The sequence below is a fragment of the Algoriphagus sp. PAP.12 genome, from assembly GCF_026652115.1.
Classification (GTDB): Bacteria; Bacteroidota; Bacteroidia; order Cytophagales; family Cyclobacteriaceae; genus Algoriphagus.
In genome coordinates this window covers 245,698-260,360 of the sequence record NZ_JAPPSQ010000004.1, presented here as the reverse complement: position 1 = coordinate 260,360, position 14,663 = coordinate 245,698, and the positions used below count along the sequence as shown (strand labels likewise).

General features: G+C 40.0%; 15 protein-coding genes and 1 tRNA gene. 8 read left to right on the top strand and 8 right to left on the bottom strand.

Annotation, left to right across the window (positions count from 1 at the left end; translation table 11 throughout):
• The first annotated feature begins 438 nt into the window (after positions 1-438).
• From carB to O0V13_RS07620, 3 genes are read left to right on the top strand one after another with little or no spacing between them, the layout of a single operon-like run.
• On the top strand, positions 439-3,258 hold the full coding sequence (gene carB, locus O0V13_RS07630; protein ID WP_268034382.1) for a carbamoyl-phosphate synthase large subunit: 2,820 nt from the start codon (positions 439-441) through the stop codon (positions 3,256-3,258).
• Positions 3,259-3,281: 23 nt separating this feature from the next.
• Positions 3,282-3,539 (top strand): DUF4834 family protein, encoded by a 258-nt coding sequence (locus tag O0V13_RS07625; protein WP_268034381.1) that lies wholly within the window; start codon positions 3,282-3,284, stop codon positions 3,537-3,539.
• Between the two features lie 28 nt (positions 3,540-3,567).
• The gene (locus O0V13_RS07620; protein WP_268034380.1) at positions 3,568-4,176 is read left to right on the top strand and encodes an alpha-ketoglutarate-dependent dioxygenase AlkB family protein; all 609 of its coding nucleotides are present in this window, start codon (positions 3,568-3,570) and stop codon (positions 4,174-4,176) included.
• Between the two features lie 13 nt (positions 4,177-4,189).
• Here O0V13_RS07620 and O0V13_RS07615 read toward each other — a convergent pair whose 3' ends face one another.
• Positions 4,190-5,410 (bottom strand): THUMP-like domain-containing protein, encoded by a 1,221-nt coding sequence (locus O0V13_RS07615; RefSeq protein WP_268034379.1) that lies wholly within the window; start codon positions 5,408-5,410, stop codon positions 4,190-4,192.
• Positions 5,410-6,399 carry an aspartate-semialdehyde dehydrogenase gene (locus O0V13_RS07610; RefSeq protein WP_268034378.1) on the bottom strand — a complete coding sequence of 330 codons (990 nt, stop codon included), beginning with the start codon at positions 6,397-6,399 and terminating at the stop codon, positions 5,410-5,412. The genes O0V13_RS07615 and O0V13_RS07610 overlap by 1 nt, the downstream gene beginning before the upstream one ends.
• A gap of 206 nt (positions 6,400-6,605) precedes the next feature.
• Between O0V13_RS07610 and O0V13_RS07605 the strand changes: the two genes are divergently transcribed.
• Both O0V13_RS07605 and O0V13_RS07600 read left to right on the top strand, forming a co-directional pair.
• Complete coding sequence (locus tag O0V13_RS07605; protein WP_268034377.1) at positions 6,606-7,133, top strand: hypothetical protein; 528 nt, start codon at positions 6,606-6,608, stop codon at positions 7,131-7,133.
• Between the two features lie 70 nt (positions 7,134-7,203).
• Positions 7,204-7,374, top strand: coding sequence for a hypothetical protein (locus O0V13_RS07600; RefSeq protein WP_268034376.1), 171 nt, complete (start codon positions 7,204-7,206; stop codon positions 7,372-7,374).
• Between the two features lie 24 nt (positions 7,375-7,398).
• On the opposite strand, the gene O0V13_RS07595 is transcribed toward O0V13_RS07600, so the two are convergent.
• Complete coding sequence (locus tag O0V13_RS07595) at positions 7,399-8,466, bottom strand: isoaspartyl peptidase/L-asparaginase family protein (RefSeq protein ID WP_268034375.1); 1,068 nt, start codon at positions 8,464-8,466, stop codon at positions 7,399-7,401.
• Between the two features lie 178 nt (positions 8,467-8,644).
• On the opposite strand from O0V13_RS07595, the gene O0V13_RS07590 reads away from it, so the two are divergent.
• Positions 8,645-9,028 carry a TraR/DksA family transcriptional regulator gene (locus O0V13_RS07590; protein ID WP_268034374.1) on the top strand — a complete coding sequence of 128 codons (384 nt, stop codon included), beginning with the start codon at positions 8,645-8,647 and terminating at the stop codon, positions 9,026-9,028.
• A gap of 3 nt (positions 9,029-9,031) precedes the next feature.
• Positions 9,032-9,592: an SMC-Scp complex subunit ScpB gene (scpB, locus tag O0V13_RS07585; RefSeq protein ID WP_268034373.1), complete on the top strand. Its 561-nt coding sequence runs from the start codon at positions 9,032-9,034 to the stop codon at positions 9,590-9,592.
• Between the two features lie 40 nt (positions 9,593-9,632).
• On the opposite strand, the gene O0V13_RS07580 is transcribed toward scpB, so the two are convergent.
• The 4 genes from O0V13_RS07580 to era all read right to left on the bottom strand — a co-directional run bounded on the left by O0V13_RS07580 (position 9,633) and on the right by era (position 12,816).
• Positions 9,633-10,256: a SprT-like domain-containing protein gene (locus O0V13_RS07580; RefSeq protein ID WP_268034372.1), complete on the bottom strand. Its 624-nt coding sequence runs from the start codon at positions 10,254-10,256 to the stop codon at positions 9,633-9,635.
• A gap of 65 nt (positions 10,257-10,321) precedes the next feature.
• Positions 10,322-10,531, bottom strand: a complete 210-nt coding sequence (locus tag O0V13_RS07575; protein WP_268034371.1) for a hypothetical protein — start codon at positions 10,529-10,531, stop codon at positions 10,322-10,324.
• Positions 10,532-10,607: 76 nt separating this feature from the next.
• Positions 10,608-11,921, bottom strand: a complete 1,314-nt coding sequence (gene der / locus O0V13_RS07570) for a ribosome biogenesis GTPase Der (protein ID WP_268034370.1) — start codon at positions 11,919-11,921, stop codon at positions 10,608-10,610.
• 1 nt (position 11,922) lies between these two features.
• Positions 11,923-12,816, bottom strand: a complete 894-nt coding sequence (gene era / locus O0V13_RS07565) for a GTPase Era (RefSeq protein WP_268034369.1) — start codon at positions 12,814-12,816, stop codon at positions 11,923-11,925.
• 121 nt (positions 12,817-12,937) lie between these two features.
• On the opposite strand from era, the gene O0V13_RS07560 reads away from it, so the two are divergent.
• A tRNA-Met gene (locus O0V13_RS07560) sits at positions 12,938-13,010 on the top strand.
• Between the two features lie 235 nt (positions 13,011-13,245).
• On the opposite strand, the gene O0V13_RS07555 is transcribed toward O0V13_RS07560, so the two are convergent.
• Positions 13,246-14,619, bottom strand: a complete 1,374-nt coding sequence (locus O0V13_RS07555; RefSeq protein WP_268034368.1) for a Fic family protein — start codon at positions 14,617-14,619, stop codon at positions 13,246-13,248.
• Between the last annotated feature and the right edge of the window lie 44 nt (positions 14,620-14,663).

Here is a 14,663-nt window from a genome sequence, read left to right as displayed (position 1 = left end):
CCGCTACAATCAGACAGGTAACTAAAAAGCCAATCCAGAAAATGTAAGGGATTCCAAACAATTGGGGATTGAGTTTGTCTTCTTTAAAAAGAAAAATGAAAGAAATCAGAGTGAGGATAAGGACACTTATCCATAGTGTATTCCAGGTTTTGGGTTTCATGTGTTTTTCAATAGGAATTATTTAGTCAAAAGGAAAAGGTATAGAAAAATTTTTCAAGGTCATCAAAATAGCAATTATCTTTATTAGAATCACTTGGAAGAGGCTAGGCGGTTGCGAAGTTTACGGAATCCATTTCAGAGAAATAAGATTTGCATTTTGAGGTTATTTTGGATGAAATCCCGATTTAAATCAATTTTTCCAATGCCCCTTCCGAATAATTTTCTAATTTTGGCCCAATTTGGACTTAAGTAAAATTATCTCTACAATCTCCCTCTCTAATGCCTAAAGACAGTAGCATCAAGCACGTACTAATCATTGGTTCAGGTCCCATCGTAATCGGTCAAGCTTGCGAGTTTGACTATTCAGGATCTCAGGCTTCCAGGTCACTTCGCGAAGAAGGTATCACCGTAACCCTGATCAATTCTAACCCTGCAACGATCATGACCGATCCAGTGACAGCAGATAATGTGTATTTGCTCCCTCTGGACAAGAAATCCATCAAAAAAATTCTAACTGAGCATCCAGACATCGATGCGGTTCTTCCAACTATGGGAGGACAGACTGCCTTGAACTTGGCGATCGATTGTGAAAAAGCCGGGATTTGGAATCACTTCGGTGTGAAAATGATCGGTGTTGATATCGATGCGATCGATACCGCTGAAGACCGCGAAAAATTCAAGGTTTTGATGGAAAAGATCGGAGTAGGTGTATGTAAAGGATCTACAGCTACATCCTTCCTTCAAGGAAAAGAAATTGCACAGGAAATCGGGTTCCCGTTGATTATCAGAGCTTCCTATACATTAGGTGGTGCTGGTGGTGCTTTCGTGGAAAAACCAGAGGATTTCGAAAAATACTTGAGCGCAGGTTTGCAAGCCTCACCGGTTCATGAAGTTTTGATCGAGCAAAGTATCCTTGGCTGGAAAGAATATGAGCTAGAGGTAATGCGTGATAACATCGGAAACATGATCGTGATCTGTTCTATCGAGAACTTCGATCCGATGGGTGTTCATACCGGTGACTCTATCACTGTAGCTCCAGCGATGACTCTACCTGATACAGTTTATCAAAGAATGAGAAACTATGCGATTACCATGATGAACAGCATCGGTAATTTCGCAGGTGGATGTAACGTTCAGTTTGCGGTGAGCCCTGACAATCAGGAAATCATCGGGATTGAGATCAACCCACGTGTTTCCAGATCTTCAGCCTTGGCTTCTAAAGCAACTGGTTACCCAATTGCAAAAGTTGCCGCTAAGCTGGCCATCGGATATAACTTGGACGAATTGCCCAACTCAATTACCGGAACTACCTCTGCTTACTTTGAGCCTTCAATTGACTACGTGATCGTGAAAATTCCTCGTTGGAACTTTGATAAATTCAAAGGTTCTGATAGAAAACTGGGACTTTCTATGAAAGCTGTAGGAGAGGTGATGGGTATCGGAAGAAACTTCCAGGAGGCTCTTCAAAAAGCCTGTCAATCTCTAGAAATCAAAAGAAATGGTCTGGGTGCCGACGGAAAAGAATTAAGAGATCAAGCTCAGATTCTTTACTCTTTGGCTAATCCAAGCTGGAATAGATTGTTCCATGTTTATGATGCCTTCAAATTAGGTGTTTCCTTCAGAACTATTCACGACTTGACCAAAATCGATAAGTGGTTCTTGAAGCAAATCGAAGATTTGATCCATTTCGAAGCAGAAATCGAGAAATATACCATTTCGAATATTCCATTCGATGTAATGGACACTGCTAAGAAAAAAGGATATGCGGATAGACAAATAGCACATTTGCTAGGATGTCTAGAAAGCGAAGTCTTCAATAAAAGATACGATGAGATGGGAATCAAGCGTGTGTACAAGTTGGTAGATACTTGTGCTGCGGAATTTGAAGCTCAGACTCCATATTATTACTCTTCTTTCGGAGAAGAGAATGAGTCGGTTAAAACCGATAAGAAGAAAATTGTAGTATTAGGTTCAGGACCTAACCGTGTTGGTCAGGGGATTGAATTTGACTACTCTTGCGTTCACGGTGTCTTGGCAGCCAAAGAATGTGGCTACGAAACCATCATGATCAACTGTAACCCAGAGACAGTTTCTACTGACTTTGACGTTGCGGATAAATTGTACTTCGAGCCGGTTTTCTGGGAGCACATCTACGAAATCATCTTGCATGAAAAGCCAGAAGGTGTAATCGTTCAGCTTGGTGGTCAGACTGCCTTGAAATTGGCTGAGAAGCTAGAGAAATACGGAATCAAGATCATTGGTACCAGCTTCGAAGCTTTGGACTTGGCTGAAGATAGAGGTTTGTTCTCCACTCTTTTGAAAGAAAACAATGTGCCTTACCCTGAGTTTGGCACAATTCATAATACTGACGAAGCTCTTGAGCTTTGCAAGACTATCGGATTCCCACTTCTAGTTCGTCCAAGCTATGTATTGGGTGGTCAAGGGATGAAGATTGTGATCAATGAGAAAGAATTGGAAGAGCATGTGGTGAATGTACTTCATGATATCCCTAATAATGAGATTCTTTTGGATCACTTCTTGGAAGGAGCAATCGAAGCGGAAGCTGATGCGATTTGTGACGGTGAAAATGTCTACATCATCGGTATCATGCAGCATATCGAGCCTGCCGGTATCCACTCTGGGGACTCTTATGCGGTACTTCCTCCATACAATTTGGGTGATTTGGTGATCCGTCAGATTGAAACATACACTGAGAAAATTGCCTTGGCTTTGAAAACTGTTGGTTTGATTAACATTCAGTTTGCAATCAAAAATGATAAGGTTTATGTGATCGAAGCGAACCCAAGAGCATCGAGAACCGTTCCATTTATCTGCAAAGCATACCAAGAGCCGTATGTAAACTATGCGACTAAGGTGATGCTTGGAGAGAAAAAAGTAACCGATTTTGAATTCAATCCGGTTAAAAAGGGTTATGCTATTAAAGAGCCTGTATTCTCCTTTCACAAATTCCCGAATGTGAATAAAGAGCTCGGGCCAGAAATGAAGTCTACTGGGGAAGCGATTTACTTTATCGACGACCTAATGGATGATTATTTCTTGAAAATCTACTCAGAGCGTAACTTGTATTTGAGTAGATAGTTTTGAATTAAACTCGATACGTTTTGGTAAAATTTCTCATTATAGTATTAGGAGTTGGCTGGCTTTTGGGCCAGCTTATCCGATATTTCCTTCGATCAAAATTGGCACAATTTGCCCAGCAGGTAAATGAAGTTGCTAAAGAGCAAGAACGTGCTCAAAGGCATGCCTCAAGGCCTAAGGATGAGGTCACTGTGGATTATATTCCGAAAAAGCATAAAGAGAAAAGGAAAAATGATGTCCAAGGCGGAGATTATATAGACTATGAAGAAGTGAAGGATTAATCCTTCACTTTTTTTATTTAGGTTAATCATGGAGCTTTTTCCAAAAGAAATAGATAAAAATAAAAACTGGCTTCCCTATGATGGGGCGGTCAATTATCACGGGAAGTTGATGTCATTGGAAGAGGCTAATTTCTACCTTAAGAACCTTTTGGATACAATAGATTGGAAAAATGATGAAGCGGTAATTTTTGGAAAGAAAATCATCACCAAACGAAAAGTAGCCTGGTACGGTGACAAGCCCTTTGAATATACCTATTCCAATACGAAAAAACGAGCGCTACCATGGACTCCAGAATTGCTCAAATTAAAGGAGCTGATCGAAGAAGAAAGTGGTGAGACTTTTAATTCCTGTTTGCTCAATCTTTATCATACAGGAGAAGAAGGGATGGCTTGGCATAGTGATGGAGAAACTGATCTTAAAAAAAATGGTGCTATCGGATCGGTGAGTTTTGGAGCAGAAAGGAAGTTTGCTTTCAAGCATAAAGAAAGTAAGGAAAAAGTGGATTTAGTCTTGGAGCATGGTAGCTTATTGGTGATGAAAGGCACCACCCAAACCTATTGGTTGCATCGTTTGCCACCGACAAAACGGATTTCATCGCCTCGGGTAAATCTGACGTTTAGGACGATTGTGGAATGATTTTAAAATTGTTTTATTGAAGTCTCTTGCACCAAAAGACCTTATAACCGCTTTGGCTTTTGGTGCCAATTAAATAATCCTCTCCACCATCTTTTAGACCAAATTTCTTTTTAAAGTCTTCCGGTTTGGAGGCATAATTTCTGAAAAGAACATTGACTTTTCCCTTTGGAAATCGGGCTTTGATTTCTGGTTTTTTCAGAGGGACTTCCTCTAGGATTTCAAAAATTCTTCCCGGCACTCCTTCAGGCATTTCTGAAGAAGTGTATAAATGGCTGTGAGTGTCCAGTTTTTTAAATCCAAACCGATGTCCAAAAAGTTTAAATGCCCCGGCTTTTAATATGCCGCTGATGGGTTCTATCAAATATTTTTCAGCTTCTCCGATTTGTGAGATGGCTTTGGTTTCCTTATCAATCTCAAAAGAAAGCTCGGGTAGTCCATTACCTAAATCTTGAACTTGGATTTGCTTTGATTGTGCTTCTGAATTCCTTTTCCAATGAAGCAGTAGCTCCTTTACTTCATTTTTTACCGATAAAACAGTGATTTTTTGAATGTCTGGAAGCTCTTCCCAGACTTGAGAGATGTCCAGCATGGGAGAATATTTCAAAAGAATTTGATCAGCTTTTGATTTCAATAAGTCCCAAGATGAAACCAAATCTGGTTCGCAGTCCTGGATTTTATACAGCTTTTGATTGCCTTTTCCACGACGTGCGGGGTCAGCATAGATCAAGTCATAGTGTACATCAGAATCCCTCAGATATTCAAGTCCATCTCCATTAAAAAAGTCAAATTTCCTGCTCAAACCCTCCAAGGGTTCTGAACCCTTGGAGGGTTCTAAAAGCTCGAGATTGTACTTTGAGATCTGGAAAAGCTCAGCCTGCTGCTCGCAATAGATTGCTTTGTCAAAAGTTTGGCTGAGATAGAAAGAGTCTACTCCAAATCCCCCAGTCAGATCAATCATATACTTTCCTGAGATTTCTTTGGCTTTAAATCGAGCTGTTTCTTCCGAGGAGCTTTGTTCGAGAGAGATACTTGATGGGAAGTGAATGTCAGGATTGGAAGTCCATTCCGAGAGTTTTTTTGAGGCTTTCTTTCTGGCAGAAATCTGTTGAACGGCCTCCTTTAAATCGAATGAAACTTTTCCTCCAAATTTTAAAAGTAAAAGTGCAGGATCTTCATGAAGATGATCCTGCACAAATTGTCTGAATTCAGCGCTATGAAACTCGCTGAAGTCCATTAAACCAACTCGTTGGCCACTAAATATTCTGCGATTTGAACTGCGTTGGTCGCGGCACCTTTTCTTAAGTTGTCCGCTACGATCCACATGTTCAAAGTATTTTCTTGAGATTCATCTCTTCTCAATCTGCCCACAAAGACTTCGTCTTTTTTATGAGCATTGATTGGCATCGGGTAAACAAAGTTTGCCGGATCATCCTGTACAACTACGCCGGGAGTTTCGGAAAGCAATGTTTTTACCGTTTCCAAATCAAAGTCCTCTTTGAATTCCACGTTAACTGCTTCAGAGTGGCCTCCCATTGTCGGGATTCTCACTGTAGTAGCTGTTACTTTTATAGAGTCATCAGAGAATATTTTCTTGGTTTCATTGATCATTTTCATTTCCTCCTTGGTGTATCCATTTGGTTGGAATACATCGATGTGAGGAAGCACGTTCATGTCAATTTTATGAGGGTAAACCATCTCAGGGGTTTCTCCAGCACGCTCTGCCATCATTTGGTCTACAGCAGCTTTTCCTGTCCCGGTTACAGACTGATATGTCGAAACTACAACTCTTTTGATCCCATACTTGTTTCTCAATGGCTCCAATGCCAATACCATTTGAATGGTAGAACAGTTAGGATTTGCGATGATTTTATCTTCTTTGGAAAGCTCCTTTGCATTGATTTCAGGAACAACCAATTTCTTGCTTGGGTCCATTCTCCATGCAGAAGAATTATCAACCACTGTGGTACCTGCCTCAGCAAATTTTGGTGCCCATTCCAAAGATGTACTTCCACCAGCAGAGAAGATGGCGATTTCCGGTTTAGCAGCCACCGCATCAGCCAAGCCAATAACGGTATGTTTTTTACCCTTATACTCGATCTGTTTTCCTACAGAGCGCTCGGAAGCGACCAATAGAAGTTCATCATACTGAAAGTTGTGCTCATCAAGCACCTCGAGAATTTCGGAGCCCACCAAACCAGTGGCTCCAACCACTGCTAATTTCATCTTGGTTTATAGGTTATATGTATTGGAGTGCAAAAGTAAGGTACTGTTATTCATTTTCAGGCAATTCCGAGAAAAATTCTAATGTTTTGCCTCGATTTTCGCTGAATTATTGAAGAAATAGAATGTAATATATTTTTAGTTAAAGTGATTATAAGTTTTTGATGAGGTTAGTTTTATTATTTGTGCTTGTTTTTTTAACTCAATCAATGTCAAGTTTGGCTTTTCAAAATCCCTTTAAGGAGAGTTTTGAAAATGACTTTTCAATTGAAAGTATCCCAAGTCGATTTCTTCCAAATTGGTATGGAAATGAAGTCAGGTCGACTTCCTCCCGGATTTTTCAATCTAGTTCTTTGGGAATAGGAGAAAGCAAATGTTTGGCGATCCAACCCATATCAACATTTGATGGGGAAGTGATAGTCCGGTTGAATCCTTCAGATTATCAAAATCCAAAGTTTCAGTTTTGGGCAAGAGCAATGAAAAATGGATCAGGAACAAGAGCGAATCAGGTTTTTATTTCTTGGGGTGAAAATTTGGTGGGGAATTTTGAAAATCGGGTTCAAGTAGGAAGGGAAAATGATCTTTTGGCAAATCAGGGGCTGTATACTTGGACCGGTACAGACCAGAATGGAGTACTGGTACGAGATGGTTACTATGTTCTTCTGGTTGAATTATTTAATTTGGATGGAGAGAAGATTGCAATTCGAAAAACAATTGTTGTCGCTCAACGCTTGTGAAAAATTTTTCTTCTTTGAATAATATGGAAAGGAAATTCTGTAAATTAGATCTGTAAAATTATTTACAACCATGGACTCAGGAGTTATCAATTCAGCTATCAAAAAACTTTGCCTCACAGAAGGAAAAGATTTGAAAGAAGTCATTCAATACCTCAAATTGAAATATAAAATCGATGCCGATGAGGCAGTGCTTCAAAAGAGGTTAGAGAAAATTGTCACCAATGAAAAAGCCGTTGCATAACGGCTTTTTCTGATTTTATGGGGGTTATTTTTCGTCTTTGTAGATGAATACCTGGGCATCTTCACCCGCCTTCCTGAAACCTCGATACATTCCTTCTGAATTGAAAGGCATGGCGATTGTTCCATTTTTATCAATCGAGATTATTCCTCCAGAACCCTGGATTTTCACTAACTGACCCATAACCACATCATCTGCTGCTTCTGTGAGGCTTTTGCCAGCATATCGCATTTGTGATGCGATTTCATGCCCTACAACTGTTCGGATAAAAAACTCACCATGTCCAGTTGCTGAAACAGCACAAGTTTCATTGTCAGCATAAGTTCCTGCTCCAATGATTGGAACATCGCCAACTCGCCCATAGCGTTTGTTGGTCATTCCTCCAGTAGAAGTGGCAGCGGCGATGTTTCCGTCTTTATCCAATGCTACTGCTCCGACTGTTCCAAATTTTCTATCCTTGAAAAATGGATCTTGAAGTTCCAATTCCAAAAGTGCGCTATGGTCCAACTGAGTTTTTTCTGTTTCTCTTACTTTTTCCAATTGCTCAAAACGGAAATCAGTATAAAAATAGGATGGGTCTACTATTTCAAGTCCTTGTTCTGATGCGAACAGTTCGGCTCCTTTTCCAGTCATAAATACGTGATTAGATTTTTCCATAACTGCTCGTGCAGCAGTGATAGGGTTTTTGATATTGGTTAAACCGGCAACAGCACCAGCATTTCTGTCAATTCCGCTCATGATAGCGGCATCCATTTCATTCTTACCTTCATTCGTGAAGACCGCTCCTTTGCCAGCATTGAAAAGAGGAGAGTTTTCCATAACTTGAACCGCTGCCACCACTGCATCAAGGGAGGATCCGCCTTTTTCCAAAACAGTATATCCGGCGTCCAGTGCTTCTTTCAACTTTGCTCTATACTCAGCCTCTTTTTCTGGGCTCATATTTTCTCTTTTAATAGTTCCAGCACCTCCGTGGATAGCTAAAGCGTACTCGGTTTTTGGGCTTGCATCATGAACTTCTTCTTTTTTCTCTACGCTAACGCTACATGAAAATAAGGACCATGTTAATGCTAGAAATAGTAAACTTTTGGTTTTCATATTGTTCGGTAAAATTCGTCAGACTAAATACTTTATTTTTCTTGAGAGTATGAAAATTGATTTCTGTTTTTTTGATGATCGGAGTCTGTGAATCTTTGTAAATCCAAGCGGTAATTTTATTTTAGGGAACTTTTAAAAGAAATAATCGTCCCAGTACTATCAACTAAGTAATACTACTATGAGCCAGGAAGGAAAAACAGCTTATTCCCAAGAGGAATTAAAGGAATTTGAAGAGATCATTTTGCAGAAACTTGCGGTGGCAAAAGAGGAGTTGAGCTCATTGAAAGAAACGCTAAGCAAGAAGAATGATAGCGGTACAGACAATACAGCTTCGACATCCAAATTGTTGGAAGATGGTGCTGATACCTTGGAAAGAGAAAGTATGAGCCAATTGGCGGCACGTCAGCAGAAGTTTATCATCAACCTTGAAAACGCTCTAATTCGTATCAAAAATGGAACTTATGGAGTATGTGTGGATACCGGTAAATTGATCTCTAAAGAGCGTCTGAAAGCTGTTCCTCATACCATGCACTCCATCGAAGCTAAGTTGGCTAAAAAATAAGTTTTGGATTTCTTACATCGGCACATAGAGGCATTGATTTTTTGTAACCCTGAGCCATTGGCAAAGGGTGATATTCAAAAATGTCTTGCAGAAATGTTTGAGGCAGATGTGCCTATGGAGCATATTGATCAGGCGATCAGTGAGCTTCATGAAAAGTACGCCCAAGAAGATTCTTCTTTTGCCTTGGAGCATTTGGGTGGAGGATATCAATTTTTAACTAAGCCTGCTTACCAACCGAGTATTGCGATATTATTAAAGCATCAAAGCCAAAAAAGACTTTCAACTGCACAGATGGAGACCCTTTCCATTATTGCCTACAAGCAGCCAGTTACCAAAGGGGAGTTGGAACAAATTCGTGGTGTAAATTGTGATTATTCCGTTCAAAAGCTATTAGAGAAAGAGCTGGTTGAAATCAAAGGGAAATCTGAGTCTATCGGCAGACCACTTTTGTACGGAACTTCAGGAAAGTTTATGGAGTATTTCGGAATCAATTCCATTCAAGACCTACCGCAACCCAAAGATTTTTCGCAACCTGACAATCAGATAGGAGAGGAAAGAGAGTAAATTACTTGGCAGTCTTAGTAGTCAGGTTCCAATAAATTTTCTATTCTATTGGTTTAATCTTTGCAAGTTGGGCAATCAAGTATTTCCTTCCAGTACCTACTTCTTCACATAGAACTCGAGTTCTTCGAGTCTCTCCCTTTTTAAATATTCTTCCCGAAAGTTCAAATTGAATTCCTGGTTTCAAATCAGATAAGAAACAAGTATTGTCTTCCAACCTGATTGAGTCGTATTTGCTTAGTTCCTTCATCAAAAACAAGTCTCTTGCAGAACTCGCTTTCGGAGCTTTCATATGTCTTTGAAGTGGGATTAATAGGTCTCTGGGGAAAATCCAAGGAGTCAGCATGGGTTGCATCAGTTGCTGAAAAGTGCTTTTCCATTCTGCTCCATGAGGGGAGATGTTGTAGCCGAATTTCAAAAACGTATGAAGGTGAGCAACCTCATGAATGAATGTGATCAAAAATTGAAAGCGGTTCAGGTCACTATTGATGGTGATGGTCTGGATAGATTGATCTCTTCTATATCTAAAGTCTCCCAGTTTAGTCTTCCGACTTCTTGAGATTTTAAAATGAAAAGGAGTTTTGGTCCATAGATCAAGGCAATAACCCAAGCTGTGTTCCGGGACTTGTGGTTGTAATATTTTGCGGAGTTTATCCGAGTTGTCCATTGTGAAAAGTACAAAAAAAGAGTCCCGAAATGATCGGGACTCTCAAAATTTTTGGAGAGAAAGAATTACTTCACTTCTTCAACTACCTCTTCAATAACTACCTCAACAGAGTCAGCAGTATCTTCGATAATTTCTTCAGTAGCTTCTACAGTTTCAGTAGCAGTTTCTTCAACAGTCTCAACTACTTCAATTGTTTCTTCTTTCACTTCTTTGTTTCCGCATGCAGCAGTGAATCCTAGTCCAGCGATTGCGAAAATTGCAAATACCTTTTTCATTTTTTGTGGTTTTCTTAATTCGACGCAAAGGTATTTCTAATTTTTCCAATTCTGCAATAGCAGATCAAATATTTTTTTACTTACTCTTATAAATAATTTTTACCGGAACTCCCTCAAAATCAAAGTTTTCACGAAGTCTGTTTTCCAAGAATCTTGTGTATGGACTTTTGATGTATTGGGGTAGATTACAGAAGAATGCAAATACCGGATTTTTGGTTGGTAACTGAGTTGCGTACTTGATTTTGATGTACTTCCCTTTCCATGCTGGAGGAGGATATCTCTCGATTTCTGCAAGCATGACATCATTCAATTTGGATGTGGCTATTCTTCTGGTTTTGTTTTCATAGACCTTTACTGCCAACTCAATAGCTTGGAAGATTCTTTGCTTTTCTGTCACAGATGTAAAAATGATCGGGATCCACTTATGCTCACCCAATCTTTCCATCATGTCTTCCTTAATCTTGTTCATGGTTTTGTGATCTTTTTCGATCAAATCCCATTTGTTGACCATGATCATGACTCCCTTATTATTTTTGATCGCCAAACCAATCAAATTGATATCCTGAGACTCCAGACCTCTGGAAGCATCCACCATCACAATGATTACATCAGATTCTTCCAAAGTTCTCAAGGAACGCATCACGGAATAAAACTCAATGTCTTCTTTGACTTTGGCCTTCTTACGGATTCCGGCTGTATCAGTAATGATGAAATCTTGCCCAAATAACTTGTATCGGGTGTGGATAGAATCTCTCGTAGTACCTGCTTCATTGGTTACGATGGATCTCTCTTTTCCCAAAAGAGCATTCAGGTAAGAGGACTTACCCACGTTAGGTCTTCCAAGGATGGAGATTTTAGGAATTCCAGCATCAGGATCTTCATCTCCTTCATCTTCGAAGTGGGTAATCATCTCATCCAATAATTCACCTGTACCACTTCCACTCACTGCAGCGATCGGGAAAATCTCAAAGTTACTTATTCCCAAAGCGTAGAATTCATTCGCCATGAGAGACTTCTCTAAATTATCCGCCTTATTAGCGACGATATAAATAGGCTTATCAGTGCTTCTCAGCTCGTTTGCAAATTCTTGGTCCAAATCAGTCAAGCCATCATTGCAATCCACTACAAATAAGATTACATCAGCTTCTTCTACAGCCAGTTTTACTTGCTTGCGGATTTCTGCTTCATAGATATCGTCTGATCCAATCACATACCCTCCCGTATCGATTACCGAGAAAAACTTTCCTGACCACTGAGCATGTCCATAGTGACGGTCACGTGTCACCCCGCTCATGTTGTCTTCAATCGCTTTTCGCTCTTCCACCAGACGGTTGAAAAGTGTCGATTTCCCTACGTTAGGTCTCCCTACAATTGCTACAATGTTTGCCATATCAAGTTGGGTCGTACCCAAATTTTTTCAGTTTCTGTTTGTTTTTTCTCCAGTCAGGTTCCACTTTGACGAAAGTCTCCAGATGCACTTGTTTGCCAAAAAAGGCCTCCAGTTCTTGGCGGGCTTCGATTCCCACTTTTTTCAGCATTTTTCCTTTTTCGCCAATGATTATTCCTTTCTGGCTATTTCTTTCCACGAAGATGGTCGCTCTCATTCTGATGATGCGGTCACTTTCATGAAACTCTTCAATTCCTACTTCGGTACTGTAAGGAATTTCTTTTTTATAGTTTTTAAAGATCTTCTCCCGAATGATCTCGGAGGCAAAGAACCTTTCTGGACGGTCAGTTAGTTCCTCTTTGTCGTAAAAAGCTGGGTGTTCTGGCAATCTTTCCAAAATTTCCTGCAGAATACGCTCAGTATTGAATTTTTCGAGTGCAGATATTGGAATGACTGTATCTGTTTTCAGTTTTTCTGTCCAATATTTTGTCACTTCTTCCAGCTGCCCTTCTTTCGCCAAATCAATTTTGTTGATTACCAAGATGACTGGGATGCCGGAATTATTGATCCGCTCGATGATTGACTCAATATCGGCTTCTGTTTCATATAGTTCCGTTACAAAAAGAATGATGTCTGCATCTTCCAAAGAAAGGTTGACGAAGGTCATCATGCTTTTGTGAAGCTCGTATTGAGGCTTCAGCATTCCGGGAGTGTCAGAAAAAACGATTTGATAATCATCTGAATTGATCAAGCCAAGAATCCTGTGTCTCGTTGTTTGAGCTTTGGAAGAAATGATCGAAAGTCGCTCACCTATAAGGATATTCATCAGTGTAGACTTACCTACATTGGGTTTTCCGATGATGTTTACGAATCCTGCTTGATGAGATTTTTGCGTCATTTTTTTAAAATTTTTACAAAGGTACTTGATTTTTGAGAGTTTGTCCTTACCTTTGTATCACAATTCGCCGGAAGGGCAGTTTGAAACAGAAAAATAAAGGAATTTTCCTTAAAAAATATATCGCGGGATGGAGCAGTTGGTAGCTCGTCGGGCTCATAACCCGAAGGTCACAGGTTCGAGTCCTGTTCCCGCTACTAAGCAATTAGTTGATCGTTTTACGGTCAACTTTTTGTGTTTTATAGGCGTTGTGTTGCAGGTTGTTGATTCAAATCGATTTCGTTTGATTCGAATTGTCCGCAAATCTGTCCTCCTTCTTGTCCCATTTTTGATTGTTCACCTGAGATTTAGCTGATTATGCACGATTGGATTCAAGATGTTGAGGAGAGAGACTAACAGACTTGGCTATTTTTTCTTTTTGATTTCTTTTTTCTAAGAATCCCATTTCTTTTTCCATGCTGTAAACTCAGACGGCTTTATTCGATAGCGAACAAAATTACCTTCATGTAATCCAAGTAGTTCTGTTTCCACTACTTCAGTGAACCTGGATTGATCTGGTTCTGGTAATTTTTTGACTTCAGAATTTATTGCTTCGGATGCTGCTTCTTTATCCATTGCATTGCGTATGATAATACTGACGATCCCACGTATTTCTTCTCGGTATTTCATTCTGAAAGGATCTGGCTCCCCAAGAGATTGGCGAATTGCTGCATACCTTAAGGCTGACCGCTCATAGGCCCACAAAAAAACATCTTTGAATAACTCGATACGGTTTAATTCATAAATGCCGAGCATTCCTTTGATATAGCTTTCTTCCGGTACATCTATAAATGAAAGAGGGGCAAGGTTATGTCTGTTTAATGGAATATTGGCAGCCAATCTGGATACTCGCTTATTGACATCATCAAATGGTTGGAGATAAGGAAGCTGAACCAATACAAAAAAAGCTTGCTCAAATGGATTTTGGATTTGGCTTGCCTTCGCCAGTATTAGGTCAAAAGATTCTTCGATGAGTTGTGGAATTCCCAACGGAGTAAATACCGAATTGGTGATTCCCACGCCAAATGTTCTAAGCCTGCCGGATGCAGCCGGATTTGGTAATAAGTTGTTTGAAAGCAGGGCATGTAGATTGAGAAAAGTATAGCGATTAAAGCCTACCTCATTAGACGATTCTACCAAAAATTCAATAGCTTCCTTGTGGTTGAGAATCATCTGCGTTTCCATTGGAGATTTATTCGAGGGGGTTTTTCCGTCATGGATTAACATCTCTGTATCCAACAAGGAATAGGTGTTGCCTTCCAGTCTACTTGAATTCCAGGAAAGGTCGATCAACAAACGATTCAATATTTCTCTGGCATAGGTTCCAGCCGGTCGTTCCTCATTCCTTGTTTTTCCCCATTCTGCCAGTTTTTGTTTTTCTTCTTTGCTGAGATAGCCGTCGATGTTGGGACGGTAACTTTCCAAAAAATCCCGTTCGTAACCGACGGGGTTTCTTAGCACTTCAGGACGGGAGACCAAAGCCCAAACGTCTTTGCCTTCTGGTGAAAGAGGGAGAGGCGTTGAAGAGACTTCCTTTGTTGCAATCTGGGATTGAGATGCAGCTGTATCCTTCAAAAAATATCGGGTAGCATGGGACCCGCCTTCGGTATAAATGAGGTTGTCTTCTTTGAGTTTCTTTAACCTTCTTTGTAGGGTTCGTCTTTCTACAGAAATAGTGAGTGCTTTATTCAATTCTTCTAGACTTGCTCCATTAAAAAAGGATCTCAATGCAAATAGAATATTATCAAGCTCTTCTTGTTTGTTCATGGTTAAGAATCTATTTTGCGACAATTATAACTCTATTTTGTCGT

Excerpts from the sequence above, each read along its gene's own strand:
- carB (WP_268034382.1), top strand. The coding sequence starts at position 439 with ATGCCTAAAGACAGTAGCATCAAGCACGTACTAATCATTGGTTCAGGT.
- O0V13_RS07620 (WP_268034380.1), top strand. The coding sequence starts at position 3,568 with ATGGAGCTTTTTCCAAAAGAAATAGATAAAAATAAAAACTGGCTTCCC.
- O0V13_RS07615 (WP_268034379.1), bottom strand. The coding sequence starts at position 5,410 with ATGGACTTCAGCGAGTTTCATAGCGCTGAATTCAGACAATTTGTGCAG.
- O0V13_RS07610 (WP_268034378.1), bottom strand. The coding sequence starts at position 6,399 with ATGAAATTAGCAGTGGTTGGAGCCACTGGTTTGGTGGGCTCCGAAATT.
- O0V13_RS07605 (WP_268034377.1), top strand. The coding sequence starts at position 6,606 with ATGTCAAGTTTGGCTTTTCAAAATCCCTTTAAGGAGAGTTTTGAAAAT.
- O0V13_RS07600 (WP_268034376.1), top strand. The coding sequence starts at position 7,204 with ATGGACTCAGGAGTTATCAATTCAGCTATCAAAAAACTTTGCCTCACA.
- O0V13_RS07595 (WP_268034375.1), bottom strand. The coding sequence starts at position 8,466 with ATGAAAACCAAAAGTTTACTATTTCTAGCATTAACATGGTCCTTATTT.
- O0V13_RS07590 (WP_268034374.1), top strand. The coding sequence starts at position 8,645 with ATGAGCCAGGAAGGAAAAACAGCTTATTCCCAAGAGGAATTAAAGGAA.
- O0V13_RS07580 (WP_268034372.1), bottom strand. The coding sequence starts at position 10,256 with ATGGACAACTCGGATAAACTCCGCAAAATATTACAACCACAAGTCCCG.
- O0V13_RS07575 (WP_268034371.1), bottom strand. The coding sequence starts at position 10,531 with ATGAAAAAGGTATTTGCAATTTTCGCAATCGCTGGACTAGGATTCACT.
- der (WP_268034370.1), bottom strand. The coding sequence starts at position 11,921 with ATGGCAAACATTGTAGCAATTGTAGGGAGACCTAACGTAGGGAAATCG.
- era (WP_268034369.1), bottom strand. The coding sequence starts at position 12,816 with ATGACGCAAAAATCTCATCAAGCAGGATTCGTAAACATCATCGGAAAA.
- O0V13_RS07555 (WP_268034368.1), bottom strand. The coding sequence starts at position 14,619 with ATGAACAAACAAGAAGAGCTTGATAATATTCTATTTGCATTGAGATCC.